Annotated in this window: 22 protein-coding genes and 5 tRNA genes; 5 read left to right on the forward strand and 22 right to left on the reverse strand. The window is 33.5% G+C overall.

What is annotated here, in order from left to right:
- The 17 genes from rpsG to SYO3AOP1_RS01590 all read right to left on the reverse strand — a co-directional run bounded on the left by rpsG (window position 1) and on the right by SYO3AOP1_RS01590 (window position 15,824).
- Window positions 1–480, reverse strand: coding sequence for a 30S ribosomal protein S7 (gene rpsG / locus SYO3AOP1_RS01510; RefSeq protein WP_012459028.1), 480 nt, complete (start codon window positions 478–480; stop codon window positions 1–3).
- A 24-nt stretch (window positions 481–504) separates the two neighbouring features.
- Entirely contained in the window at window positions 505–912 is a 408-nt protein-coding gene (gene rpsL, locus SYO3AOP1_RS01515) for a 30S ribosomal protein S12 (protein WP_012459029.1), read from the reverse strand.
- A gap of 415 nt (window positions 913–1,327) precedes the next feature.
- Entirely contained in the window at window positions 1,328–6,067 is a 4,740-nt protein-coding gene (gene rpoC, locus SYO3AOP1_RS01520; RefSeq protein WP_012459030.1) for a DNA-directed RNA polymerase subunit beta', read from the reverse strand.
- A 58-nt stretch (window positions 6,068–6,125) separates the two neighbouring features.
- Window positions 6,126–10,592 carry a DNA-directed RNA polymerase subunit beta gene (locus SYO3AOP1_RS01525; RefSeq protein ID WP_012459031.1) on the reverse strand — a complete coding sequence of 1,489 codons (4,467 nt, stop codon included), beginning with the start codon at window positions 10,590–10,592 and terminating at the stop codon, window positions 6,126–6,128.
- Between the two features lie 116 nt (window positions 10,593–10,708).
- A complete protein-coding gene (gene rplL / locus SYO3AOP1_RS01530; RefSeq protein WP_012459032.1) occupies window positions 10,709–11,095 on the reverse strand; it encodes a 50S ribosomal protein L7/L12 in 387 nt (128 codons plus the stop codon).
- A gap of 28 nt (window positions 11,096–11,123) precedes the next feature.
- The gene (gene rplJ / locus SYO3AOP1_RS01535) at window positions 11,124–11,669 is read right to left on the reverse strand and encodes a 50S ribosomal protein L10 (RefSeq protein ID WP_012459033.1); all 546 of its coding nucleotides are present in this window, start codon (window positions 11,667–11,669) and stop codon (window positions 11,124–11,126) included.
- Between the two features lie 11 nt (window positions 11,670–11,680).
- Window positions 11,681–12,409: a 50S ribosomal protein L1 gene (gene rplA / locus SYO3AOP1_RS01540; protein WP_012459034.1), complete on the reverse strand. Its 729-nt coding sequence runs from the start codon at window positions 12,407–12,409 to the stop codon at window positions 11,681–11,683.
- 5 nt (window positions 12,410–12,414) lie between these two features.
- Window positions 12,415–12,852 (reverse strand): 50S ribosomal protein L11, encoded by a 438-nt coding sequence (rplK, locus tag SYO3AOP1_RS01545; RefSeq protein WP_012459035.1) that lies wholly within the window; start codon window positions 12,850–12,852, stop codon window positions 12,415–12,417.
- A gap of 65 nt (window positions 12,853–12,917) precedes the next feature.
- On the reverse strand, window positions 12,918–13,715 hold the full coding sequence (gene nusG / locus SYO3AOP1_RS01550) for a transcription termination/antitermination protein NusG (RefSeq protein ID WP_012459036.1): 798 nt from the start codon (window positions 13,713–13,715) through the stop codon (window positions 12,918–12,920).
- 8 nt (window positions 13,716–13,723) lie between these two features.
- Window positions 13,724–13,909, reverse strand: coding sequence for a preprotein translocase subunit SecE (gene secE / locus SYO3AOP1_RS01555; protein WP_012459037.1), 186 nt, complete (start codon window positions 13,907–13,909; stop codon window positions 13,724–13,726).
- A 16-nt stretch (window positions 13,910–13,925) separates the two neighbouring features.
- Window positions 13,926–13,998, reverse strand: a tRNA-Trp gene (locus SYO3AOP1_RS01560).
- Between the two features lie 15 nt (window positions 13,999–14,013).
- Entirely contained in the window at window positions 14,014–14,163 is a 150-nt protein-coding gene (rpmG, locus tag SYO3AOP1_RS01565; protein ID WP_012459038.1) for a 50S ribosomal protein L33, read from the reverse strand.
- A 16-nt stretch (window positions 14,164–14,179) separates the two neighbouring features.
- Complete coding sequence (tuf, locus tag SYO3AOP1_RS01570) at window positions 14,180–15,370, reverse strand: elongation factor Tu (RefSeq protein WP_012459026.1); 1,191 nt, start codon at window positions 15,368–15,370, stop codon at window positions 14,180–14,182.
- 56 nt (window positions 15,371–15,426) lie between these two features.
- Window positions 15,427–15,499, reverse strand: a tRNA-Thr gene (locus tag SYO3AOP1_RS01575).
- Between the two features lie 63 nt (window positions 15,500–15,562).
- Window positions 15,563–15,635 (reverse strand) — tRNA-Gly (locus SYO3AOP1_RS01580).
- Window positions 15,636–15,645: 10 nt separating this feature from the next.
- A tRNA-Tyr gene (locus SYO3AOP1_RS01585) sits at window positions 15,646–15,728 on the reverse strand.
- A gap of 23 nt (window positions 15,729–15,751) precedes the next feature.
- Window positions 15,752–15,824 (reverse strand) — tRNA-Thr (locus SYO3AOP1_RS01590).
- 432 nt (window positions 15,825–16,256) lie between these two features.
- On the opposite strand from SYO3AOP1_RS01590, the gene amrB reads away from it, so the two are divergent.
- Together amrB and amrA are read left to right on the forward strand one after the other, a co-directional pair.
- Window positions 16,257–17,054: an AmmeMemoRadiSam system protein B gene (gene amrB, locus SYO3AOP1_RS01595; RefSeq protein ID WP_012459039.1), complete on the forward strand. Its 798-nt coding sequence runs from the start codon at window positions 16,257–16,259 to the stop codon at window positions 17,052–17,054.
- Entirely contained in the window at window positions 17,029–17,610 is a 582-nt protein-coding gene (gene amrA / locus SYO3AOP1_RS01600) for an AmmeMemoRadiSam system protein A (RefSeq protein WP_041674500.1), read from the forward strand. Before amrB ends, amrA begins: the two co-directional genes overlap by 26 nt.
- On the opposite strand, the gene SYO3AOP1_RS01605 is transcribed toward amrA, so the two are convergent.
- The 5 genes from SYO3AOP1_RS01605 to SYO3AOP1_RS01625 all read right to left on the reverse strand — a co-directional run bounded on the left by SYO3AOP1_RS01605 (window position 17,600) and on the right by SYO3AOP1_RS01625 (window position 23,022).
- Window positions 17,600–18,475, reverse strand: a complete 876-nt coding sequence (locus tag SYO3AOP1_RS01605; RefSeq protein ID WP_012459041.1) for a glycosyltransferase family 2 protein — start codon at window positions 18,473–18,475, stop codon at window positions 17,600–17,602. The genes amrA and SYO3AOP1_RS01605 overlap by 11 nt on opposite strands.
- A gap of 164 nt (window positions 18,476–18,639) precedes the next feature.
- Window positions 18,640–20,025 carry an efflux transporter outer membrane subunit gene (locus SYO3AOP1_RS01610; RefSeq protein ID WP_012459042.1) on the reverse strand — a complete coding sequence of 462 codons (1,386 nt, stop codon included), beginning with the start codon at window positions 20,023–20,025 and terminating at the stop codon, window positions 18,640–18,642.
- A 1-nt stretch (window position 20,026) separates the two neighbouring features.
- A complete protein-coding gene (locus SYO3AOP1_RS01615; RefSeq protein ID WP_012459043.1) occupies window positions 20,027–21,112 on the reverse strand; it encodes an HlyD family secretion protein in 1,086 nt (361 codons plus the stop codon).
- Between the two features lie 39 nt (window positions 21,113–21,151).
- A complete protein-coding gene (locus SYO3AOP1_RS01620) occupies window positions 21,152–21,880 on the reverse strand; it encodes an ABC transporter ATP-binding protein (RefSeq protein WP_012459044.1) in 729 nt (242 codons plus the stop codon).
- 5 nt (window positions 21,881–21,885) lie between these two features.
- On the reverse strand, window positions 21,886–23,022 hold the full coding sequence (locus tag SYO3AOP1_RS01625) for an FtsX-like permease family protein (protein WP_041674665.1): 1,137 nt from the start codon (window positions 23,020–23,022) through the stop codon (window positions 21,886–21,888).
- 289 nt (window positions 23,023–23,311) lie between these two features.
- Here SYO3AOP1_RS01625 and SYO3AOP1_RS01630 point away from each other — a divergent pair, with 289 nt between their 5' ends.
- The 3 genes from SYO3AOP1_RS01630 to SYO3AOP1_RS01640 are packed head-to-tail and all read left to right on the forward strand — an operon-like array spanning window position 23,312 to window position 25,785.
- Window positions 23,312–24,334 carry a hydroxyacid dehydrogenase gene (locus SYO3AOP1_RS01630; RefSeq protein ID WP_012459046.1) on the forward strand — a complete coding sequence of 341 codons (1,023 nt, stop codon included), beginning with the start codon at window positions 23,312–23,314 and terminating at the stop codon, window positions 24,332–24,334.
- Window positions 24,331–25,413: a cyclic dehypoxanthinyl futalosine synthase gene (gene mqnC / locus SYO3AOP1_RS01635; protein ID WP_012459047.1), complete on the forward strand. Its 1,083-nt coding sequence runs from the start codon at window positions 24,331–24,333 to the stop codon at window positions 25,411–25,413. Before SYO3AOP1_RS01630 ends, mqnC begins: the two co-directional genes overlap by 4 nt.
- A gap of 18 nt (window positions 25,414–25,431) precedes the next feature.
- On the forward strand, window positions 25,432–25,785 hold the full coding sequence (locus SYO3AOP1_RS01640) for a hypothetical protein (protein ID WP_012459048.1): 354 nt from the start codon (window positions 25,432–25,434) through the stop codon (window positions 25,783–25,785).
- The last annotated feature ends 5 nt before the right edge of the window (window positions 25,786–25,790 follow it).

The raw sequence follows: 25,790 nt of genomic DNA on the forward strand, positions 1-25,790 counted from the left end.
TTACCATTTATAGTGTGCAAAAGCTTTATTCGCTTCAGCCATTCTATGAGTATCTTCTCTTTTCTTGATTGCATTTCCTCTATTATGGTATGCATCTAATAATTCATTTGATAATTTTTCCAACATTGTATAATTTCCTCTACCACTTCTGTTTCTTGCAGCTTCAACCAACCATCTCAGCGCCAAAGATATTTGTCTTCTTGGAGGGACTTCCATAGGAACTTGATAAGTAGCACCACCTACCCTTCTTGGTCTAACTTCTAATATTGGTTTTAAATTTTCTATAGCCTTATGCAAAGCTTCTAATGGTTGTTCGCCGGTTTTTTCAGCTAAAATTTGCATAGCACCGTAAACTATTTTTTCTGCTTTTGACTTTTTGCCATCTACCATGACTTTATTGATTAATTTGTGCACCAAAACATCTCTATAAATTGGGTCTGGCATTATCTCTCTTGGTTTAACTGGTCCTTTTCTTGGCATTTTTTACCTCTCCTTAAAAATTAATTACTTTTTCTTTCCAGTAGTAGCAGCAGCTTGACCTGGTTTTGGTCTCTTAGCACCATACTTAGACCTTGATTGTTTTCTATCTTTAACACCAGCAGCATCGAGAGCACCACGAATAATTTTGTACCTTACCCCTGGTAAGTCCTTAACCCTTCCACCTCTAACAAGAACAATAGAGTGCTCTTGCAGGTTATGACCAATTCCTGGGATATAGCAAGTTACTTCGTAACCATTTGACAATCTCACCCTTGCAACCTTTCTCAAAGCTGAGTTTGGCTTTTTAGGTGTTGTAGTATATACACGAACACAAACGCCTCTTTTTTGAGGGTTTCCTTGCAATGCTGGAGCTTTTGATTTTTTCTCTACTTTCTCTCTACCTTTTCTAACCAATTGGTTAATAGTTGGCACTGTAAACCTCCTAAATTAAAAACAGATTTTTTCTATTATAAACTAAAACAAATATTATAATTAAAATTTGTATAAAAATCAAGCAGTTAAAGAGAGTGTTTCAAATTTTAACTAAGTCTAAAATTTATTAATCTTTTGATCGTCATTCTGAGCGTTAGCGAAGAATCTCCGTCCTTTTACCTCTTGTTTATTTCACTTACTCACTCTCTCATGTTCTTTAAAAGAGGAGATCCTTCGGACTAAAGTCCTCAGGATGACAGACAAAAGTAATAATACAGCATTAGCGAAGAATCTCTATATATATTTACATATTTCCTTTAACTTGAACAAAGTTTTAAAAATCCTTAATTAAAATATCTTTTAAACTATAAACTATCCGGACCCCCGATTCAAGGGATCCGGTAGTTATACTATTTTACACTTCCTCTTTTTCTTCTTCTTTTAACACTACTTCAACTTCCGAATACTCTTTTATACCTGTACCGGCTGGAATAATTCCACCAATGATAACGTTTTCCTTCAATCCTTTTAATGGGTCTACTTTTCCTTCAACCGCCGCATCTGCAAGAACTCTTGTTGTTTCTTGGAATGACGCTGCAGAAATCCAGCTTCTTGTAGTTAATGCAGCTTTTGTAATACCAACAAGAACAGGCTCAGCTTTTGGTGGTCTTCCACCTTCAGAAATTACCTTATTAATCTCTTCTTCAAGGTCAAGTTTGTCTACTATCTCGTTGAGTAAAAATCTGCTATCTCCTGGGTCTACAATTTTAACTTTTCTAAGTATTTGTCTTATGATTACTTCAAAGTGTTTATCGTTGATTTCAACACCTTGTAATCTGTAAACAATTTGTGCTTCTTTTACTAAGAATGCCGCAAGCTCTTCTATACCCATTACTCTTAATATGTCGTGTGGGTTTGGAGTACCATCTGTTAGAGGGTCTCCAGCTTTTACAACAGAGTTATCTTTAACAATAATGAATTTTCCTTTTGGAACTTTGTAATCTTTCTGTTGTCCAGTTTCTTTATTAAACACAACTATTCTTGAACCTTCACTTTTTAGTCTTACCATTCCATCAAATTCTGCGACGATACTTCCATCATCAACTAAGCTTTGTCCAGCTTTTACAAAGGAACCATTTTTTACAATGACAAACGTGGTATCCGGAACTTTGTAAGTCTCTGTTTTTCCTTCCTTAGGATTTATTAATGTAATTTCTTTTGCATCTTCGTAGATTTTTACAATACCGTCTATTTCTGTGATGATAGCTTTATTTTTAGGTTCTCTTGCTTCTAACAACTCTTCAACTCTTGGTAAGCCACCAACGATGTCTCTAACTTTTGCTTTTTCTTTTGGTATTTTAGCAACTACATCACCTTCTGATACCTTAAAGCCTTTTTTAACTTGTAAATATTTGTGGTGAATATCTGTTTTTTCTGCTTCAGAACATGCAAAACATTTATCCCAAACTTCTTCAAGATTTTCTTTTGGAATTAACAAGATTGTATTTACTGGAAGGTCATAAACATACTCGTTTCCATCTTCACCTTTAATTACCAATCTTGGAGTATGGAGTTGTGCGTCTTTTGGTCTTAAGAATGTGATTGTATAAATTGTTTTACCCGTGATGTTATCCCTTTCTTCTTTTAATGTAACATCTAAGATAACGTCTCTTAATTCTACTTCTCCACCTTTTTCTGCAATGATTGGGTCGCTAAATGGCTCCCATTCAGCTAAAATTGTACCTTCTTTTACTTCTTGACCATCTTCAACGTATAAAACTGCTCCATATGGTGCCGGAAATCTTTCTATTGTTTTTCCTTCTTTATCAAGGATTTTAATCGAACCTTCTCTATTGATGATTAATTTTCTACCTTTTTTATCTACGACAAATTTTACATTTTGAAGTTTTACTGTTCCATCATGGGTTGCTTTATGCTGAGTTTGGACTTCCTTAGCTGTAGCAGCACCACCAATGTGGAACGTTCTCATTGTAAGCTGAGTACCCGGTTCACCAATAGACTGAGCAGCGATTATTCCAACCGCTTCACCTATATCAACAAGCTTTCTTTGTGCTAAGTCTCTGCCGTAGCATTTTGCACAGACACCATGAGGCATTTCACAAGTTAATACAGACCTGATTTTTACTTTTTCAATACCTGCTTTTTCAAATTTATCAACAACTTCTTCTGTGATTTCTTCGTTTGCAGAAATTAGTAGTTCTCCAGTATATGGGTCATAAACATCTTCTGCTGTGTATCTTCCAATTATTCTGTCTTTAAATGGTACAACAATTTCACCACTTTCAATAATAGAGCTAACCGTTATACCTTTTAATGTTCCACAGTCTTCTCCTGTAATTATAACGTCCTGTGCAACGTCTGCTAATCTTCTTGTAAGGTATCCTGCAACTGCAGTTTTTAAAGCTGTGTCAGCAAGACCTTTTCTTGCACCGTACGTTGAAATAAAGTACTCAACAACAGATAATCCTTCTCTAAAGTTTGACATGATTGGAGTTTCGATAAATTCACCTGAGTGTTTTGCCATAAGACCACGCATACCTGCAAGCTGTCTTATCTGGTCTCTACTACCTCTTGCACCAGAAGATGCCATCATATAAACCGGATTGAAATAACCCGGATATTTTTTACCGTTTTCTACTCTTTCAGATTTTTCTATCTCGTTAAACATTTCTTTTGCTACTTCGTTTGTAGCCTGAGACCATATATCAATGATTTTGTTGTGTCTCTCACCTTTTGTGATGATTCCATCTACGTACTGCTTCCAAACTGTTTCAGCTTCTTTTATAGCTTTCTCAAGAATTTTAGCTTTTTTCTTAGGAACAACTAAGTCAGCAACAGAAATAGATACAGCTGCTTTAGTAGCAAATCTAAAACCTATTTCTTTAATTTTATCCAATGTCTGAGCAGCAATCTCATTTCCGTATTTTTCATAAATATCTGAAATCAATTTGGAAATTTTCTTCTTATCTAATACTTCATTTACAAATTTATAACCTTCCGGAAGTATTTGATTGAAGATTATTCTACCGGCTGTAGTTTCAACAATTTTGCCATTTATTCTAACTTTTATTTTAGCTAGTAAGTCTATTGTGCCTAATTCGTAAGCAGTTACAGCTTCTTCCGGAGAGCCAAATATCTTTCCTTCACCTTTAGCATTTGGTAATTCTTGAGTCATATAGTGAACGCCAAGAATAATATCCTGTGATGGCATAGTAACTGGTTTACCATGGGCTGGTGAAAGAATGTTTTGAGTAGATAACATTAATATGTAAGATTCAAGCTGAGCTTCAACGGATAGTGGTACATGAACAGCCATCTGGTCGCCATCAAAGTCTGCGTTAAATGGAGGGCAAACTAATGGATGAAGTTTTATAGCTTTTCCTTCTACTAATTTTGGCTCGAATGCTTGAACAGACATTCTGTGTAATGTCGGTGCCCTGTTTAAAAGAACAGGATGTTGTTTTACAACTTCTTCAAGACATTCGTAAACTTCTGGTACCTTTTCTTCAACTAATTTTTTAGCTGATTTTATAGATGTAGCATAACCTTTTTCTTCAAGTCTTCTATATATAAATGGTTTGAATAGCTCTAAAGCCATCTGCTTAGGAAGACCGCATTCATGCATCTGTAATTCAGGACCTACAACGATTACAGAACGTCCTGAGTAGTCTACTCTTTTGCCAAGAAGGTTTTGTCTAAATCTTCCTTCTTTACCTCTTAATGAGTCTGAAAGAGATTTTAATGGTCTGTTGTTTTGAGTGACCATTCTTCCACGTCTACCATTATCGATAAGAGCATCGACAGCCTCTTGGAGCATTCTTTTTTCGTTTCTAATGATGATTTCTGGAGCGTCTAAATCGATAAGTCTTTTTAAACGGTTATTTCGGTTAATAACTCTTCTGTAAAGGTCGTTAAGGTCTGAACTTGCAAATCTGCCACCATCTAAAGCTATCAAAGGTCTTAAATCTGGTGGAATAACCGGTAAAACTTCAAGTATCATCCATTCAGGTTTATTTTCAGACTCTATAAAACCTTCTACAAGTCTTAATCTTCTAATGATTTTCTTCAGTCTTGCATCTGTTCCTTCTTTTAATATTACATTTCTAACAGATTCTTTGATAACTTCAAAAATTGGTATTTCTTTTACTTTTTCTCTATAAGCTTTATATAATTTTTCTAATGCCTCAACCCCTGTAAGAGCAATAACGCCTTCAGGTAGAGAATCTACATTTTCTGGATTTATGATCTGTCCAAATTTTAAATCTGAAGAAGCTGGGTCTATTACAATGTAATATCCTTGTGATATAATAACATCTATCTCTTTTTCTGTTGGCTCTATATCTCCAAATCTTAGTCCTACTTCTGAAAACTTTCTTGCAATTTCAATGATAGCTTTATTGTAAAGTCTTGGATAGTTCATTTTGTAGCTTAGATTTAAGTCGTCAAACGTTCCTGCATATCCATGAAGGTCTTTTTTAAGTCTTTTTGCAAGTATTTCTAAGTCTATTCTTGCAAGAACATCTTTAACTTTTTCAGCTCCCATTCCGTATTCGTATTTTTCTGCATTTGAATACTCATATTCTCTTTCTCTAAATTCATCTTCAGAAACAACGTGTAATTTTACATATTTTGTAAGGCCACCTTCCATTAGAGGTAAAGATTTAGGGTCTTTTTCAAAAGCTTCCTCTTCTTCCTCTGTTGGATGTTCTATTACTAAATAAGATTCAAAATAAACAACTCTTTCAATATCTCTTGATGTTAAATCTAACAAACTACCTATTTTACTTGGTGTAGATTTTAAATACCATATGTGAACAACTGGAGATGCAAGCTCTATATGTCCAAATCTTTCTCTTCTAACATCAGAACGTGTAACTTCAACACCACATCTATCACAAATTGTTCCTTCATACTTTCTTTTTTTATATTTTCCACATAAACATTCATAGTCTTTTATAGGTCCAAATATTCTTGCATCAAAAAGTCCATCTTTTTCTGGTTTTAATGTTCTATAGTTAAGAGTTTCTGGTTTTTTTACTTCTCCATGAGACCAGGACCTAATTATTTCAGGTGAAGCAAGAGATAATCTAATAGCATCAAATCTAACTGTTTCTTTTCTTTCTTTTGCTTCCACAGCAAATTACCTCCTTATTGTTTAAAAAACCTCCCAAAAAGGGAGGTTAAAATCTATCCTAATTTAACTCAGGCTTTTTCTTTTCTAGTTCTGAAGTATCACAGGCTTGAGGCTCTCCTTCAACTATACATTCAACGTTTAAACCAAGAGCTTTTAACTCTCTAACAAGAACTTTAAAGGATTCTGGTACGCCTATATCGTAGTAGTGTTTCCCTTTAATGATGGCTTCGTATACTCTCTTTCTTCCTTCAATATCGTCAGACTTAACTGTTAACATCTCTCTTAATGTATATGCTGCTCCGTGTGCTTCAAGCGCCCATACTTCCATCTCACCGAATCTTTGTCCACCAAACTGAGCTCTGCCACCAAGTGGCTGTTGTGTGATAAGAGAATAAGGTCCGGTTGAACGTGCGTGTATTTTATCATCAACCATATGTATCAGTTTAAGCATATACATGTACCCTGCAGTAACTTCCAAGTCAAAAGCTTCTCCACTTCTACCATCAATAAGTTTAACTTTACCATTATCTTTTATACCTGCATAATTAAGAAGTTTCTTGATATCTTCTTCTGATGCACTTTCAAAGATTGCAGTTTCGACAGGAATGCCAATTTTAGTTAAATCTCTAACTAAGTCTCTTAAAGATTCGTCGTCAAGTTTCGATAAGGCTTCTCTTAACTCTTGAGAGTCTTTCTTTCTTTGTTTAGTAAGGATTTTGTTATCTGTGTCATTTACAATGCTGTAATACTCAACAATCTTATCGATAATCTTTTCTCTATCAAAGATTTTTTCAAGCTCTTTTCCAAGTTTTTCACCAAGTTTTTTAGCAGCTAATCCAAGGTGGGTCTCAAGTATTTGTCCTACGTTCATACGAGAAGGAACACCAAGAGGGTTCAAAACTATATCCACAGGAGTACCATCTTCCATAAATGGCATATCTTCAACAGGAAGAACGACAGAGATTACGCCTTTATTACCGTGTCTACCTGCCATTTTATCACCGACCTGGATCTTTCTCTTTTGAGCTATGTAAACTTTAACAAGCTCGTTAACTCCAGGCTTTAAATCTGCTCCTTCTTGAACAGCTTCTTTTCTTTTTTCGTAAATCTTTTCCCAAAGCTCAATTTGAGATTTTGCTTTTTCAATGATAGATTCTACTTTTTTAATTAATTTTTTGTCTTTAATAAAGTTAGATGGATTGATAGCTATTATTTTTATAGCCTGAGAAACATTGTTTTCAGTTATATATTCTCCTTCAGGAATAATAACTTCACCAGCCACTTTGACATCCTTAGCAACTTTCACACCGATAAGAATTTCCCTAAGCCAAGCATCTCTTTTATCTAATATGAACTTTTTCTTCTCTTCCAACTCTAAGTTAAGTTTATCAACTTCTTGTTTAATCAAAGTGTCTAAATACTTCTCTCTTTTTTCTTTTTTATCCTTTTTCTTCTTAGCAAAGATTTGGACATCAACTACCACACCTTCAACGCCCACAGGAACTCTTAATGAAGAATCTTTTACTTCGCTCGCCTTTTCTCCAAAGATGGCAAATAAAAGTTTTTCTTCTGGTGTTAGCGCTGTTTCTCCCTTAGGAGTAACTTTACCAACCAAAATATCTCCTGGTTTAACATATGCACCAACTCTTATAACGCCATGTTCATCGAGGTTTGCAAGCTGTCTTTCGTTAATACCTGGTATATTTCTTGTTATCTCTTCCGGACCTAACTTTGTTTCTCTTGCTTCTATTTCAAACTCTTCTATATGAATAGATGTAAATACATCATCTTTAACAAGTCTTTCTGAAATTACGATAGCATCCTCGAAGTTATAGCCTCTCCATGGCATGAATGCAACAAGGACATTCTTTCCAAGTGCAAGCTCGCCTTTGTATGTAGAAGTCCCATCCGCTATTGTTGCACCTTTTTCTACAATATCACCTTTTCTAACAAGAGGTCTTTGATTCATGCATGTAGCTTGGTTAGAACCTTTAAATTTGTTTAACTTATAAATATCCATACCAATATCTAACGGGTCATGGGGGTTAATCTCGTCTTCATTTACTTTTATAACGATAGTATTTCCATCAACTTTAACGACTTCACCACCTCTTTTTGCAACAATTACAGAACCAGAATCCTTGGCAATACTAACTTCCATTCCTGTACCAACGAGAGGATACTCTGTTCTCACAAGAGGCACCGCCTGACGTTGCATGTTAGAACCCATAAGAGCCCTGTTAGCATCATCATGTTCAAGGAAAGGAATCAACGATGCAGACGGAGAAACTACTTGCTTAGGAGATATATCCATATAGTGAACTTCGTTTGGTTCTACTAATCTTATATCACCATACGCCCTTGCAAGAACTCTATCTGTTAAGAATCTTCCTTTTTCATCTATTTCAGCATTAGCTTGAGCAATAACATACTTTTCTTCTTCGTATGCCGTTAAATATTCAATTTCGTTAGTAACAACGCCATCAACAACCTTTCTATACGGAGAAATTAAAAATCCAAACTCATTTATTCTTGAATAAACAGTCATTGAAGAAACTAAACCGATGTTTTGACCCTCTGGCGTTTCTATCGGACATATTCTTCCATAATGAGATGGATGAACGTCCCTTATTTCAAATTTAGCACTCTCTCTTGTAAGACCACCTGGACCTAAAGCTGACAATCTTCTTTTATGTGTTAATTCAGATAATGGATTTGTTTGGTCCATAAATTGTGAAAGCTGACCGCTTTTTAAGAATTCAAGAATAGAGTTAGTTAAGTATCTTGGATTAATAAGCTCGCTTGGTTTTAAGTTAGGGTCTTCTACGTCAACGGTAGCAACTCTATCTCTAAATGCTTTTTGCATTCTCGCAATTCCAATTCTTGCCTGAGCCTCTAAAAGCTCTCCAACAGGTCTAACTCTTCTATTTCCTAAGTGTGCTATATCATCTAAGCTTTTCTTTCCATATCTTAATTCTAATAAATACTTAACTATTGCAATGATGTCGGCAAGCTGTAACGTTCTTGCTTCTTCGTCTAAGTACTCTTTTACTTTTATCTCTTTGAATGAAGTTTCTTTTAATTTTTCTAATACTACCAGGTCTATCTTTGTTCCTTTTGGAATAACCCCATTTTTAGTTTTTACATCTTCATCAAGAGCTAAAAGTGGGAATTTTTCAAAGAAATCTTCAAGGTCTAAAGGTTTAATAGTTTTTGGAACGTTATGTACTTTTGCATTTAGCTTAACTCTACCAACTCTTGAAAGGTCGTATCTTTGAATATCTGCAAACATATTGTTAAATAACTCTTTAGCTCTCTTCATAAAGGCTTTTGGGTCTAAAACTGCAGTATCCGTAGGTCTCATTTTTCTATAAATTTCCACAAGAGCAGCATCTCTAAAAGTAAAGAGAGCATTAATTTTTGGTTCATCTTTCTTTAATGTTTCAACAATAACTCTTTGATATGGTGATTTGTTTATAACTTGAGGTTCTACAGTAACGACTTCTTCTATTCTGATTCTATCATCGTTTAAAAGTTTTTCTAAATTTTCTACAGAAACATACTTCTCTTGCTTAATAGGTACTGGTTGACCTTTTTCAGATATTTCTTCATATACATATGTTACAAAAATATCCCTATTCATTAATTCTTCTAAATTAACGGGAATCTTTGTATTTTCAAGTACTAATTTACCATCTTCAACAATATATCTATCTACCTTTCCGTAAAAGTTTTTAAGAATTTTATAAGTAGTATCTAATCCAAATGCTCTAAGGAGTGTTGTTCCAAGGATCTTTCTTCTATCTATCTTTGCATAGAAAATTTCTGAATTTGTTGCATACTGAACCTCTACCCTTGAACCTTTTTCTGGAATAACACTTCCTTCATAAATAACCCTTGTAATAATGTCTTTTGTTTTGTCTTCTTTTCCTGAGAAGAATATACCCGAAGACCTAATTAATTGAGATACAATAATTCTTTCACTACCATTTATCATAAAATAAGCATAATCTGTTAGGAGAGGAATCTCACCAAAGTATATTTTTTGTTTTTTTATAGTCTTAGGAATTATTTCTCCCGTTTTAGGGTCTGTATGATTTATCACAAGCTCTAATAAAACTCTTAAAGGAGCACCATATGTTAATCCCTTAAATTTACACTCCTCAACAGTTAGCTTTTCTTTATATATTAACGGACCGCCACAATGTGGACAATCAACTTCTGGTCCACCGAGAACCTCATCAGGTAATGCTTTTCCACATTTTCCACATTCCCAATCACCAATCTCGTATCCAATATATCTAACTTCTAATTGACCGTTTGGATCTACAAAAGGAAAAGATGTTCTAAGTAAGCTTTCAAGACCTTTATTTGGATCTCTTTTTAGAGGATTTGTATGAAATTGAACGAAGTTTTCGAAAGATTCTTTTGGAACGGATAAAAGGTCAGGAGGTGTTATTATTTCTCTTCTTCTTGAAAGTATTTTACGAAAAGGATTTCGTTTTAAATTTTTTAACTCTCTCATCCTTACACCACCTTATTTGATTTTAAAATAAATAAAGGTAGATTGCCATAAAGACAATCTACCCTTTCTTAAACTTGTTGAAAATTCTTTATTGAGATAATGTTTATCAAGATTTATTATTTTACTTCTACAGTAGCTCCAGCTTCCTCTAATTTTTTCTTAATTTGTTCTGCTTCATCCTTAGAAACTCCTTCTTTAACTGGTTTTGGAGCTCCATCTACGAGATCTTTTGCTTCTTTTAATCCAAGACCTGTGATTTCTCTAACAACTTTGATAACGTTGATTTTGTTTGCCCCTGCGTTTGTTAAAATAACATCAAATTCAGTTTTTTCTTCAGCTGGAGCAGCCGCACCTGCAGCACCACCAGCAGCTGGAGCAGCAGCAACCATAGCAGCTGCAGAAACACCAAACTCTTCTTCTAAGTCTTTTACAAGCTGTGCTAACTCTAACACTGTCATTGACTTAATAGCTTCTTTAATCTCTTCTCTTGTAATTGTTGCCATATTTTTAAAACCTCCTATAAAATTTTATTTAAGATTGTTTTTCTTTTTCTTGTCTTATAGCATCTAAAACTAAAACAGTTTTTTGCGGTAAAGCGTTAAGTACGCGTACAAGGTTTGTAATAGGTGCTTGTAGTACAGCCAATAGCTGAGCAACAAGTACTTCCTTGCTTGGTAGAGATGCAAGATAATCAATCTTTTGTGCATCAGCAAATACGCCTTCTACTAAACCACCTTTTACTTTTGCATCTTCTTTTCCTTTCAAAAACTCTTTCAATAATTTAGCTGGTGCAACAATATCACCATATCCAAAAATAACTGCAGTTTGCTCTTTAAAAATATCTATTTTATCATAAAGTTGTGTTCCATTGCAAGCTCTGTATAAAAGTGTATTTTTAACAACTTTCAATTCAGCATTTTCTTTTTTCAGCGTTTTCCTAAAATCTGCTACTGAGTTAGCATCTACACCTTTAAAATCTAAAAGTATAACAACTGGTGCTGATTCTATTTTTTGTTTGAGGTCAGCAACTAACTGACTCTTCTTCTGGATCGATTTTCTATCTGTAGTTAATGCCATGGCTCTACTCCTTAAGCTGCTTTAGTTTCTAAAGCTTTTTGTAATTCAGCTGGATTTAATTTAACTGAAGGGCTCATCGTTGTTTTTAAAACAACATTTCTTATATACTGACCTTTTGCACCGGGTGGCTTAGCTTTCAATACCGCATCTACAACAGCTAAAATATTTTCTTTAAGCTTATGATCTTCAAATGAAATTTTACCAACTGGAACATGCAAGTTACCTGTTTTATCAACTTTAAACTCTACTCTACCTTTTTTAGCTTCTGTAACTGCTCTTTTAACGTCAGTCGTAACAGTTCCAACCTTAGGGTTTGGCATTAAGCCTCTTGGTCCTAAGATTTTACCGAGCTTAGCCAATTTGGGCATCATATCTGGAGTTGCTATCACAATGTCAAAATCTATCCAGTTTTCATTTGCGATCTTATTGATAATCTCTTCACCTCCTGCATAATCAGCACCTGCCTCTTCTGCCTCTTTTAACTTTTCACCGGAAGCGATAACAAGAACTTTTAACTCTCTTCCTAATCCATGAGGGAGCACTACTGAACCTCTTACCATTTGGTCAGCATACTTGGGGTCAACACCTAATCTAAAGATAAGCTCTACTGTTTCATCAAACTTTCTCTGCAGAATTTTTTCCACTTCTTTTAGTTTTTGGATAGCTTCATCAAGGCTGTAAGTCTTTTCTTTATCAATGAGCTTTAATGCTTCTAAATATTTTTTTCCTCTTTTAGCCATAGCACTTACCCCTTATATCCTTCAATTTCAATTCCCATACTGCGAGCAGTACCAGCTATAGTTCTCATAGCCATCTCAATGTCTTCAGTGTTAAGGTCTTTTAATTTCATTTCAGCAATTTCCCTTAGCTGATTAACTGTAATTTTTCCAACCTTATTTCTCTTAGGATCTCCAGAACCTGTTTTGATGCCTGCAGCTTCTTTAAGGAGATAAGATGCTGGTGGAGTTTTAAGAATGAACGTAAAAGACCTATCTGAATAGATAGTAATTACTACCGGTACGATTGTACCAGGTTTCATGTTTGCAGTGGCTGCATTAAAACTTTTAACAAACTCCATAATGTTAACACCATGCTGACCAAGAGCTGGCCCAACTGGTGGCGATGGAGCTGCTTGTTGAGCTGGAATCATCAGCTCAACTTGACCTGTTACTTTCTTAGCCATTTAAATACACCTCCTTGAATTCTTTGACGCCTGTCTTAATAAAACACCAAAGCTGAACCGACAGGCTAAATTTTCTCCACCTGGGAGAATTCAAGTTCAACCGGTGTTGCTCTTCCAAAAATAGTAATCAATGCGATAAGTTTTTCTTTATCTGGAAATACTTCTTCTACTGTTCCTGTAAAATTCATAAATGGGCCTTCAATAACTCTAACAATATCCCCTTTTGTATAAAGAAGTTTTTTAGCTTTTGGTGTACCTTTTTGAATTTGCCCTAAGACTTTCATTACATCGTTTTCATTTAAAGGTACAGGCTTACCACCTGCACTAACAAACCCTATTAAAAATGGGGTTTTTTTAACTAAATCTATCAAATCATCGCTAAGTTTGGCTTTTATAAGGATATATCCCGGAAATATTTTATTCTCTAAAACAATTCTTGCTTCAGTTCTATTTTCTTTACATGTTATTTTTTGTCCTGGCTTAGAAATCGGACTATGAGAAACACATCCTTCGTCACCTTCAACGCTTTCTAAAACTCGGACAGTACCATCTTCTATAGAAAATTTTGTAATCCCTTTTTTTCCCTGAACTTCTATAACCCTATTTGGACCTTTTAAAGAAAGTCTGTACCTTTCCTTTCCTTGAGATTTAAGGACGACCTTTTCTTCAGCAGGAACTATAACTTCATCTACTAAATGTTCTAAATTATTAAGCTTTAGATTCTTAACAAAGTTTTCTTTTGCCCTAATTTCCAAATTAGATTGTGTATATAAAGCGTACCATTTTTTCTCATCAGTATCTTTTTCTAAATTGCTTTCATTAACCTCTTCGTTAACCATGTTTAAATTTTCATTTTCCGCCATTTAAGTCTTTACCTCTCCATTATGAAGGCAATTATTTTTGTAAATAAAATATCTAAACTCCATAAGTATAATGCCATTATCAAAGTTAAAACTATAACTGCTATGGTTGCTGTTTTAACAAGGTTTTTAGAAGGCCATGTTACTTTTTTAAGCTCTTCAAAAACTTCCTTTAAAAAGTTTAGGTATTTTACCATCAATATTCTCCAAAGGCGGGGCAGGAAGGAATCGAACCCTCAACCTGCGGATTTGGAGTCCGCTGCTCTGCCAATTGAGCTACTGCCCCGCAATATATGATCAATTACTTAATTTCTCTGTGAAGTGTATGTTTTTTACAAAACTTGCAATATTTCCTTAACTCTACTCTATCTGGATGCTTTCTCTTATTTTTTGTAGTTGTATAGTTTTTTCTTTTACATTCTGTACAGGCTAAAGTAATAATCTCTCTCATCTTCTATTCCTCGCGATTATTCAATTATTTTAGTAACAACACCAGCACCTACTGTTCTTCCACCTTCTCTTATCGCAAATCTCATTTGCTCTTCCATAGCTACTGGTACCATTAACTCTACTGTTAACTCTACGTTATCTCCTGGCATTACCATCTCTTGCCCTTCTGGTAATTCTACTACTGTTCCTGTTATGTCTGCTGTTCTGATGTAAAACTGTGGTCTGTATCCTAAGAAGAATGGTGTATGTCTTCCACCTTCTTCTTTGCTTAATACGTATACTTGTGCTTTGAATTTCTTGTGTGGTGTGATTGTTCCCGGTTTTGCTAATACTTGTCCTCTTTCTACTTCGTCTTTTGTGATTCCTCTTAATAGTACTCCTACGTTGTCTCCTGCTATTGCTTCATCTAATTGTTTTCTGAACATCTCGATTCCTGTTACTACTGTCTTCTTCTTCTCTTCCGATAGTCCTACTATCTCTACTTCGTCACCTACTTTTAATGTTCCTCTTTCTACTCTTCCTGTTACTACCGTTCCTCTTCCTGTTATTGTGAATACGTCTTCTACTGCCATTAGGAATGGTTTGTCTGTTTCTCTTGGAGGTGTTGGTATGTATTCATCCATTGCTTTTAATAGCTCTTCTACTGATGCAAACCATTTTGGGTCATCGTTTAATGCTCCAAGTGCTGACCCTCTTATTACAGGCACTTCATCTCCTGGAAAGTCATATTTACTTAGTAGTTCTCTTACTTCCATTTCTACTAAGTCTATTAGTTCTGGGTCGTCTACCATGTCGCATTTGTTTAAGAATACTACGATGTATGGTACGTTAACCTGTCTTGCAAGGAGTACGTGTTCTCTTGTTTGTGGCATTGGTCCGTCTGCTGCTGATACTACAAGGATTGCTCCATCCATTTGCGCTGCACCGGTGATCATGTTCTTGATGTAGTCTGCGTGTCCTGGGCAGTCTACGTGTGCATAGTGTCTTTTTTCTGTCTCATATTCTACGTGTGTGATATTGATTGTAATTCCTCTTTCTCTTTCTTCTGGAGCTTTGTCTATGTCTCCATATCCAACAAATTTTGCTAATCCTTTTTTGCTTTGTACGTATGTGATTGCTGCTGTTAATGTTGTTTTTCCGTGGTCAACGTGCCCTATTGTTCCTACGTTTAGGTGCTCTTTTCCTCTTACAAATTTCTCTTTTGCCATTTATTTTTACCTCCTAAATATAAGAAGAACATTTATTTTTATCAAACCTCTCTCAAAGCCCAAGACGGGACTTGAACCCGCGACCTCACCCTTACCAAGGGTGTGCTCTGCCGACTGAGCTACCTGGGCATAAAAACATAATAAGACGTAAAAAGACTACTACAGCCTTTTTACGTCTTGGTTTTATTGGAGAGCGGGAGACGGGACTCGAACCCGCGGCCATCTGCTTGGAAGGCAGATGCTCTACCAACTGAGCTACTCCCGCATACACTATATGGAGAGGGACGGATTCGAACCGCCGAAGGCTTTCGCCGGGAGATTTACAGTCTCCTGCCGTTGGCCGCTTGGCTACCTCTCCATATTCTAAATTCTAAAATTTAAAGCCGGCGGTGGGACTCGAACCCACGACCTGGTGATTACAAATCACCTGCTCTGCCGACTGAGCTACACCGGCTTAAATTTTAGAGATAAATATTATATCCAATTCTCTGATTTGTGTCAAGTATTTTTTTTAAATATTTATTTCTATTTTCTAACTTTTTGCAAGTTAAAAATAATATTTTAGCATAAATCTTGAGGTAGTGAGAAGTTTGAAAGAGGGTGTTCCAAAATTTTTGTAAGTTTACCTTTTTCTATCATTCTGAGGACGTAAGTCTGAAGGATCTCATTTTTTAATATTTTTTGAAAAGAAAGAAAAAACAGGAGATTCTTCGCTTAGCTCAGAATGACGATGTGGATTTTTGGAACACTTTCAGTTTGAAATAGTACGGGATTCTTTTGGCTGCAAAATAAAAAAAGTGAAACGCGAGACCCGACTTTTTTATTGAAAATAGTTTATTTCAGCATAACTTTAATTTATATAAAAATGATGATGAGGAATTTAGTCATGCTAACAGTAAGAAAACCAGCTGTTGCGAATATGTTTTATACTGGGAATAAAGAAAGACTTCTATATACAATTAAAAACTATTTGAATAAAGCACCTTTGTATGATTATATTCCTGAGGGAATCGTAGTTCCACATGCAGGATACATTTATTCTGGCCCTGTTGCAGCAGTTTCATATAAACAGCTTTTAAACCTTGACCCAAGCAAACATTACAAAATTTTACTGATAGGACCATCCCACCATGTATATTTTAATGGAGTTTCTTATGGATTTTATGATTACTGGGAAACCCCCCTTGGAAAAGTAAAAGTTAATAAAGAAGCGATTATAAAATTCTCAAAAGAACATCCGGATTTTCCATTAACATTAAATACTCTTCCACATCAAAGAGAACACTCCTTGGAGGTTCAGGTGCCATTTCTGCAAGTTGTACTAAAGGACTTTGAAATTTTACCATTTGTATATGGAGATATTGATAGTAGTATCGTTGAGAATATTATAGAATACTTCAAAGATAATGATACAGTAGTAATTATAAGTACAGATTTAAGTCATTACTATCCGGATAATATAGCCAGAGAAATAGATAAATATTGCCATCTTGCGGTTTTGGAATTAAATGAAAATTATCTTAAAAACTGTGAAGCATGTGGAAAAATTGGTCTTGAAGCAATGATAAAATACGCAAAAAGACATGGATTAAAATCTAAAATCCTTGATTATAAAACATCAGGCGATACAGGAGGAGATTATAGCAGTGTTGTCGGGTATGGAAGTTATATCTTCTATAAGTAAAGAAGAGGGCGATTTTTTAGTTAAATTAGCAAGAAAAGCTATTGAGTATTACTTAACATATCGTAAGGTGCTTCCGGTTAGACCTGAAGATATTCCTTATGATAATCTAAAAAAACTTGGTGCATCTTTTGTGACTTTAGAAACTAAATATGGGGATTTGAGAGGTTGCATTGGTTCAATCATTCCACATAGACCTTTGTATGAAGATGTAATACATAATGCCATTTCTGCCGCTGTTTCAGACCCAAGGTTTAATCCAGTATCTCCAAACGAGCTTGATTTTATTAAAGTTAAAGTTTCTGTTTTAACCTATCCTGAAAAGGTTGAATATGAAGATTGGAGAGATTTACCATCTAAAATTGAGCCTTTTAAAGATGGGTTGATAATTAAATATAAAAATTTTTCAGCAACGTTTTTGCCGGAAGTCTGGGAAAAATTACCATCAAAAGAGGAATTTCTTACTCATCTGTGTTTAAAAGCCGGACTACCTGCTGATTTTTGGAAAACCGGTCTATTGGAAGTTTACAAATATAGAACTATAACGTTTAGTGAATGAGATAGGATATAAACCTATCTAATCTAAACCCCCATTTTAAAAGATTAATAATATTTCTTTTATTAAAGATTTCCGGATTTTTAAAAGACTTAAGGACAAGATGCCAGCCGGTTGGAAGATTTCCAAACCTTAAACACATTTCACCTACATGAAAATAAAAAAATTCTTTATATTCTTTTGGAATTCTATCTTTATATTCTTTATACAGCTTTAATGTGGAAAGCATCATTTCAATGTTGTTTTTACTTGTTCTATTTGTATGTTCTCTAATTTTGATTTTATTATTATCTAAAATCTTTATCTTTAAGCCACTTAAATAGCTTCTTAAAAAAAGCTCCCAGTCTTCCCTATAACTTAAATCTTCTCTAAATTTTAAGAATTTATCTCTTTTAAACCCTGATGCTGACGGATATCCTATATTCCCTGAAAAGATAACCTTTCCTGCATCAGCATCTACTTTCTTTTTAGAAACTCTTTTTATGTTTTCATTTTCATCTATAAAAGTCCTTGGAAAAGAGTACACAATATCAAAGTTTTTCAATTCTTTTATAGAATTTTCTATATAGTCAGACTCCCACAAGTCATCATAATCTAAGAAAAATATATATTCTCCCTTAGACTCTTGAAAACCTCTATTTCTTGTATAAGACCTTTCTTTATTTGATTGGTTTCTAAAATATCTTATCTTTCCTGTCTGTAATTCTTTTTTAAATTTTTCTTGAATTATATTAGGAGTTTTATCTGTAGATGCATCATCAACAATGATTATTTCCGTATCTTTAAACGTTTGACCAAGAGCAGATAATATCGCTTGAGTTATATATTTTTCACCATTATAAACTGGAATAATAACGCTAACTTTCATGATAAAAATAATATCATATTGTATTCAAATTGTGTGTGAAATATTTGCAGTGATTTGCTGAAAATTCTTAAAAAAATTTTTAATGCGTTTCTGAATTTATCAAAAAAAGTTATAAACAGCTTATAAACTCGATTATTTTACAAAAAGCTCTTCTTTATTATGCTTTAATATCCAAGCACATTATATAAGGCTGTTACATCTTGAATTAGAATTAGCCTCTGATTTAGAAGGTTTTTTTTGGCATCTAATAGATTTGTTTTATAATTTAACAATATGGAATAAGGAATTATACCTGCTTTATAGTTTGCAAGAGCTATCTCATATTGATCATAAGTATTTTGATAAATTATTTTTAAATTTTTATAATTGAGTTTATCTGTTTTATATTGAGATATGGCATCGTCTACTTCTCTAAAAGCATTTAATACTGTTTGTCTGTAGTTTATTATACTTTTAGCTAAAGCTATTTCTGAGGCTTTATAATTACCTATATTTTTGTTCCAGTTTAATATGGGCTCTATTATATTTAATCCGAAATTCCATGCTACACTTGGTTGAGTTATTAAGTTACTTAATTGTTTAGATTGGAATCCATAAGAACCAGTTAGATTAAAAGACGGAAAAAAATTTGCCAATGCTATTTTCTTTTCATAATCGTTTGCTATCACATTAGATATAGCTTCTTGAATATCAGGTCTTTCAGTCATTACTGTTGAAGGAATAGCTTCTGGAAGTTTAATCTCTTTTGGTATGTCTCCAGATGCGGAGAATTTAAATTCTTCTGGATATTTACCCAAAAGATATGCAAATGCGTTTATGAGTATACTTCTTTGATTTTTATAGCTTTGCAGTGTTTGTTCTAAGCTTTGTATTGAGATTTTAGCTTGATCTATGTTCTGATAAGATACTACTCCAGCTTTATACTTTGTTTCTAAAATCTCTAAGTTTTCTTTTGCTATTCTTAATTGTTCTTCTAATATATCTATATATAGACCATTTTCTATTATCTGAAAGTAATTGTTTACAGTATTCATTATAAGGGCATTTTTAATTGCTTTAGCCTGGGCCTCTGTTATTTTTACATTTTCTTTGTAATATCTATAAGCGTTTAGAGCTTTTGCAAAAAGGTCTATTTCATAAGAAGCACTAACAGAAAGATTATATGTAGTATAAGGTGTCGTACTAAAAAACCTTCCATTTGGTGTCCTTTGAGAAACTTTTTGCCTTGTTTCAGAACCATTTAGGTTAAAATTTGGGAAAAGGGCAGATGAATTTTCTAAAACGTATGCTTTTGATAGCTCTATATTTTTTAATGCTATAAGGTAATTTGGATTATTTTTTAAAGCTAAATCTACATAGTAATTTAAGGTTTCATCATTAAAACTCTTCCACCAATGTTGTACATCTATACTTGCATTTGTATTTTCCAGTTTTTCTTTAAATAAATTAGGATATTCAATAGATACATCTGTAGGTTTTGCATAAAAAGAGCAAGAGTTTAATATAAATCCGCTTATACCAAGGATAAGGATAATGATCATTCTTTTCATGTTATTTACCCTCTAAATATATATCTACCAATTGTCCAGGGTAGAGATTTACATTCTGAGGTTTCTCGAATCTAAATATAACAGGTAAAACCCTTACATCTACTCTTTCAGTAATCGCTCCTGACAGTTCTATCTTAGGTGTTACATAAGGCTGTACTGCTATAAATTTTAGAGGTACTGAGATATTTGTACCTCTTATAAACATAACAGCTTTTAGTTCTTTTATTGGTGGTAGCTTTGTAAGAAGTATCTCATCTATGAAAGCTTTAACTTGAAGCTCATTGTTGGAACTTTGTCCAAGTCTTATTGGAGTAATATAGGATCTTGTATAAGTATAATAAACACCCTGAGGAGATACATAATCTCCTTTAGCTACATTTAATTCCAACACTGTACCTGATACAGGAGCCTTAACTGTATATTTTTTAAATAACTCCAAGGCATTATTGTAGGCATATTCATCAGATTTATAAATCTGATATTGGGTATTTATATCATAGCTCCACGCACCAGCTTTTGTTAATTCATAATTTTTCATAGCTAATTTTAAATTTTGTTTTGTTTCTTCAAGAGCATATTTTGCATTATCTAAATCTTGTTTTGATACAGATTTTGGGTTTATCTCGTAAGATTTTAAGAGTTTTTGATAGTTTGATTCTGCATATTGTACTTGAGCATTAGCGTAATCCACTTGAGCCTTTGCAACCGCTAACGTTTCAGGTCTTGGTTCATTTAATAGCTCTTGGTATTTTATATAGTTTGCCTGCATTTGATGATACAGTTGTTTTACAGTTTGTTGTTGAACAGTATCATCTATTTGAAATAACGGTTGCCCTTCTTGAACATGTTCACCATATTTTACAAAAACTTTCACAACCTTTCCAGATACCTCTGGATAAACGTTTATACTTTCTCCACTATCTTGCACTGGTTCTATAATACCATTAGCATAAACACCATTTTTATAAGGATTTTTTGTCATATACACTGGGGGAAGTGGTTTTTGTGTATGTCCATAGATATAAGCACTTACGATACCAGCTATAACACCAAGTATAGCTAAGATTACAAATATTTTGACTTTCATATATTGCCTCCTGCTATTAAAAAACTTTTAAAACACATTTTAAATAAGCTTATTTTTTACAATGTCTTTTATTATGCCATCTTCCATATAAACTATTCTCATAGCATCTTCAAATATCCTGTTATCATGAGTTATAACAATTATTGTTCTGTTTTCGTTTAACATAGTTTCCTTTATCAATTTTATAACTTTTTTTCCCGTATCACCGTCCAAAGCAGCTGTAGGCTCGTCTAAGGCAAGTATAGGTGGATCTGTAGCTAAAGCCCTTGCTATGGCTACTCTTTGCTGTTCACCGCCTGACATCTTGTAAGCTGGAATCAAATATTTTGATTCTGGCAGCTGAGCCATTTTAAGCTTTTCTTTTGAAATCTCTAAGGCTTTATCCCAGTCTAAACCTTTTAGTATTAGGGGTATTGCTGCGTTTTCCATCGCAGTAAGCCTTGGGAAAAGATGGTAATCTTGAAATACAAAACCTATGTGGTCTAATCTAAATCTTGCCAAGAAATCTGTGTCTAAGGAATATATATCTATATATTTGCTTTTATCTTCATTTGATAGACCATAATATATTACTTTTCCGCTATCTGGTCTTAAAACACCAGATATTAAACTTAAAAGCGTTGTTTTACCAGAACCAGTTGGACCAACTATGTATAATATCTCACCATAGTATATATCTAAACTTACATTTTTGACTGCACAGGTTTTTGCATCTCCACTGCCAAAACATTTTGTAATATTTTCGATTTTAATAGCTATTTTTGACATTTTATTCATCCTCTAAATATATCAAAAGGTTCTATTTTTAATACTTTTCTGATTCCTAAAAAGCTTGCAAAAGCCACTATAAAAACCACCATAAAAAATGCTGCTGCCATATTTTTAAAACTAATCATTGCTGCATAGTTTGGAATTCTTATATGTCCAAAGGCTATAAAAAATGAAGCCAAAAGTACTCCAATGCCATATCCTATTAATCCAACCAAAACAGCTTGAGATACAATAATAAACATAAGTTCTCTCTTAGTAGCTCCTATAGCTTTTAATGCCCCAAATTTTTCTAAATTTTCTAATACAAAGGTATAAAAAGTTTGACCTGCGATAGAAAGACCTACTATAAAGCTTACCAGTGTCATTATAAGTACGTTTGTACCAAATCCTGTCTTAAACATATAATATTTTGCATTCATTTGGTTGAATTCTTCAGAAGTTAAAGCTTTGTAACCTAACTTAGATATTGATTCTTTAACCTCAGGTATATACCTTTTATCTTTAAGTTTGACAAGAACATACGATATTGTAAATCTGGTAGTAGGTAGATACTCAATAGCTCTTGTATATGTAGTGTAAAGTGTTGGACTTCCGAAAAGGCCAGACATTGGAGTTTTAGCAAAACCTACTATAACACCTTTGTGGTCATTTATTTCAAAAGTAAAACCTATTTTTACATTCCCAAGTTTTCTGAGGTCAGGATCTGCTATAGCTATGAAGGCATAACTTGAATATATATCATTAATATTCCCTTTTATCATAATAGGTCTTCCCATTAGAGATACATCGTCAAGACCTACTATATTAACAGCTTGATATTTTCCATTTGGTAATTTTACATTACCACCTCCAAAATATATAGGAGCAGCATACAATACACCCGGTAAACTTCTTGTATAATCAAGGACATAATCTGGTAACGGAATATTATCTCTTGAACTATCAACGCTTTTGTCCATTACCCATATATCAGCGTCTATATTGTATATTGTTGATCCAGATTTTGCTATTACGCCAAAAAACATAGATGTCATTTGAAGCATCAGAAATACAGCAAAGCTAACACCAACTATAAGTGTAAAAAATTTACCTCCATCGCCAGTTAAAAGCTTTATGGCTATGATTCCAAGACCTTTCATGTTCATATATTAACTCCTTAAACTCAAACAAGAAAAATAAAAAATTTATAGTTAGCTTTTATATACAAGTATTATATCGGTAAAAAAAATATATTTGTAAATATGATTTAAACAATTTGTAAATATATCATTATTTTATAAACTTACTTACTAATATGAAGATGAAGGATTGATTGTAAAGAACTATTTGAAACTCTTTAGTATTTACAGATACAAGTTTAATTAATTATCATATCCAATATATTTATCTCTATGTTAGAATAGATTTAAACAAGTGGAGGGATATGTTATGAACATCCATTTTTTTGAGACGGAAGATTGGGAAAGATTGTACTTAGAGAAAAAAATAAAAGACTTAGGAATTCAAGGAAGTGTTAAATTTACAAAAGAGCCACTTGATGATACAAATGTAGACCTTTACAAAGATACAGAAGTAGCTATTGTATTTATATATTCTAAGCTAACAAAAGAAGTAATTGATAAGATGGAAAATTTAAAATTAATCATTACAAGGTCAACAGGATATGATCATATAGATGTTGAATATGCTAATAAAAAAGGTATAACTGTTTGTAATGTTCCTGGATATGGTAATAATACAGTTGCCGAGTATACATTTGCATTAATACTTGCATTAGCAAGAAAATTTAAACCCATGATAGAAAGAACATCAAAAGGTATATTTTCAAGAGATGGATTAACAGGAATAGACTTAATGGGTAAAACTATAGGTGTAATTGGTGCTGGAAGGATTGGAAAGCATGTAATAAGAATAGCACATGGATTTGGAATGAAAATACTTGTATATGATAGAGCTAAAGATGATGAATTGATTGAAAAATACGGCGTTGAGTATGTAGGACTTGAAGATTTGCTTAGAAGTTCTGATATCGTTACTCTACATGTACCATACACACCGGCAACACATCATTTGATAAACAGATTTAACATTAAACTTATGAAATTAGATGCTATACTTATTAACACTTCAAGGGGTCCTGTAGTTGAGATAGAAGCTATAGTTCAAGCACTTAAAGAAGGAAGGCTTGCAGGTGGTGTAGGTCTTGATACATTTGAAGCAGAAGATGTTTGGATCGAAGAAGAATTTCTAAAGAGAGATGATATTCCTGCAATAAAGTTAAAAAAAGCATTAGAGACATTTTATGTTTTACATTCTGAAAATGTTATCGTATCTCCACACAACGCTTATAACACAAAAGACGCACTTTATAGAATATTAGATATTGCGCTTGATAACTTAAAATCATTCATGGAAGGAAGTCCAAAAAATACAGTAGGAGTGTCAAGTTGATAAAAGAACAATCTTATTTAGCAGGAAAGATTTTAAATGGTGAAAGATTAGAGCCAGAAGAAGCATTATATATGCTTGAAAATTTTGATTTATTATCTCTTGGCAGGCTTGCTGATTATATTAGAGCAAAAAAACATCCGGATAATATAGCTACGTTTGTTATAGATAGAAATATAAATTATACGAATGTATGCGTTGCAGGATGTAAATTTTGTGCTTTTCAAAGAAGAAAATCAGATAGTGATGCTTATGTCCTTGAGCTTGATGAGATATTTGCTAAAATTCAGGAGCTTATAGATTGGGGTGGAACTACCTTGCTAATGCAAGGTGGCTTAAATCCGGATTTAAGACTTGATTTTTATATAGAGTTATTTTCAAGAATAAAAGAAAAATTTCCGCAAATACAAATTCATTCACTTTCAGCTACAGAGATAAATTATCTTGCTAAGCTTGAAAAAATGAGCATAAGGGATGTTTTGATAAAATTAAAAGAGGCAGGATTAATGTCTCTTCCAGGTGGTGGCGCAGAGATTTTATCTGATGAAGTAAGAGTGCTAATATCTTCAAATAAAACTACAACAGCCCAATGGCTTGAAGTCCATAGAACAGCCCATGAACTTGGAATGAGGTCAACGGCAACAATGATGTTTGGACATGTTGAAAAACCAAAACATATCATTGAACATTTAAACCATATTAGACAGCTTCAAGATGAAACAGGTGGATTTACCGCATTTATACCATGGACTTTTCAAAAAGGTAATACACAACTTGACCATTTAGAACCGGCTACTTCTGTGTGGTATTTAAAGGTTTTAGCATTGGCAAGAATTTATCTTGATAATTTTGATAACATTCAATCATCTCATGTAACTCAAACAATGAAAGTTGGTCAAATCGGCTTAAGATTTGGTGCAAATGATTTAGGAAGCACTATGATTGAAGAAAATGTAGTAGCTTCTACAGGCTTTAAAGTTTCAAGTCCAAGACCGAAAAAAATGGCAAAACAAATTAAAGACGCCGGCTTTACTCCTGCACAGAGGGATACATATTATAATATTGTTAAGATTTTTGATTAGGTAATTGGAGTTTCTAAAATGGCAAATGTTATAGATTTTGAGCTATTAGAAAAGTTAGAGGAAAAAGTAGGCAAAGAAGAGGCTAAAAAGATTGCACAAACTATTGAACTGATTTATAACGAATTAGACAAAAAATCGGAAAGTTTAGCAAATCAAAAAAAGCTTGAGCTTAAAGATGAGCTTACGAAAGAACTTGCTACAAAGGCCGATTTAGTCTTAGTTAAAACAGAGCTTGAAGCTAAAATTGAAAAAGAAGTGTTAAAACTTGACAAGAAATTTACAATTATGTTTTTGATTCTTGCCTTTTTGATAATTTTCATAAACAAAGATGCTGTTGAGTTATTAATCAAACTTTTACCATTTGCAAAATAAAAAAT

This window comes from Sulfurihydrogenibium sp. YO3AOP1 (assembly GCF_000020325.1).
Lineage (GTDB): Bacteria > Aquificota > Aquificia > Aquificales > Hydrogenothermaceae > Sulfurihydrogenibium.

Excerpts from the sequence above, each read along its gene's own strand:
- rpsG (WP_012459028.1), bottom strand. The coding sequence starts at position 480 with ATGCCAAGAAAAGGACCAGTTAAACCAAGAGAGATAATGCCAGACCCA.
- SYO3AOP1_RS01525 (WP_012459031.1), bottom strand. The coding sequence starts at position 10,592 with ATGAGAGAGTTAAAAAATTTAAAACGAAATCCTTTTCGTAAAATACTT.
- rplL (WP_012459032.1), bottom strand. The coding sequence starts at position 11,095 with ATGGCAACAATTACAAGAGAAGAGATTAAAGAAGCTATTAAGTCAATG.
- rplJ (WP_012459033.1), bottom strand. The coding sequence starts at position 11,669 with ATGGCATTAACTACAGATAGAAAATCGATCCAGAAGAAGAGTCAGTTA.
- rplA (WP_012459034.1), bottom strand. The coding sequence starts at position 12,409 with ATGGCTAAAAGAGGAAAAAAATATTTAGAAGCATTAAAGCTCATTGAT.
- rplK (WP_012459035.1), bottom strand. The coding sequence starts at position 12,852 with ATGGCTAAGAAAGTAACAGGTCAAGTTGAGCTGATGATTCCAGCTCAA.
- nusG (WP_012459036.1), bottom strand. The coding sequence starts at position 13,715 with ATGGCGGAAAATGAAAATTTAAACATGGTTAACGAAGAGGTTAATGAA.
- secE (WP_012459037.1), bottom strand. The coding sequence starts at position 13,909 with ATGGTAAAATACCTAAACTTTTTAAAGGAAGTTTTTGAAGAGCTTAAA.
- rpmG (WP_012459038.1), bottom strand. The coding sequence starts at position 14,163 with ATGAGAGAGATTATTACTTTAGCCTGTACAGAATGTAAAAGAAAAAAC.
- tuf (WP_012459026.1), bottom strand. The coding sequence starts at position 15,370 with ATGGCAAAAGAGAAATTTGTAAGAGGAAAAGAGCACCTAAACGTAGGA.
- amrB (WP_012459039.1), top strand. The coding sequence starts at position 16,257 with ATGCTAACAGTAAGAAAACCAGCTGTTGCGAATATGTTTTATACTGGG.
- amrA (WP_041674500.1), top strand. The coding sequence starts at position 17,029 with ATGGAAGTTATATCTTCTATAAGTAAAGAAGAGGGCGATTTTTTAGTT.
- SYO3AOP1_RS01605 (WP_012459041.1), bottom strand. The coding sequence starts at position 18,475 with ATGAAAGTTAGCGTTATTATTCCAGTTTATAATGGTGAAAAATATATA.
- SYO3AOP1_RS01610 (WP_012459042.1), bottom strand. The coding sequence starts at position 20,025 with ATGAAAAGAATGATCATTATCCTTATCCTTGGTATAAGCGGATTTATA.
- SYO3AOP1_RS01615 (WP_012459043.1), bottom strand. The coding sequence starts at position 21,112 with ATGAAAGTCAAAATATTTGTAATCTTAGCTATACTTGGTGTTATAGCT.
- SYO3AOP1_RS01620 (WP_012459044.1), bottom strand. The coding sequence starts at position 21,880 with ATGTCAAAAATAGCTATTAAAATCGAAAATATTACAAAATGTTTTGGC.
- SYO3AOP1_RS01625 (WP_041674665.1), bottom strand. The coding sequence starts at position 23,022 with ATGAAAGGTCTTGGAATCATAGCCATAAAGCTTTTAACTGGCGATGGA.
- SYO3AOP1_RS01630 (WP_012459046.1), top strand. The coding sequence starts at position 23,312 with ATGAACATCCATTTTTTTGAGACGGAAGATTGGGAAAGATTGTACTTA.
- SYO3AOP1_RS01640 (WP_012459048.1), top strand. The coding sequence starts at position 25,432 with ATGGCAAATGTTATAGATTTTGAGCTATTAGAAAAGTTAGAGGAAAAA.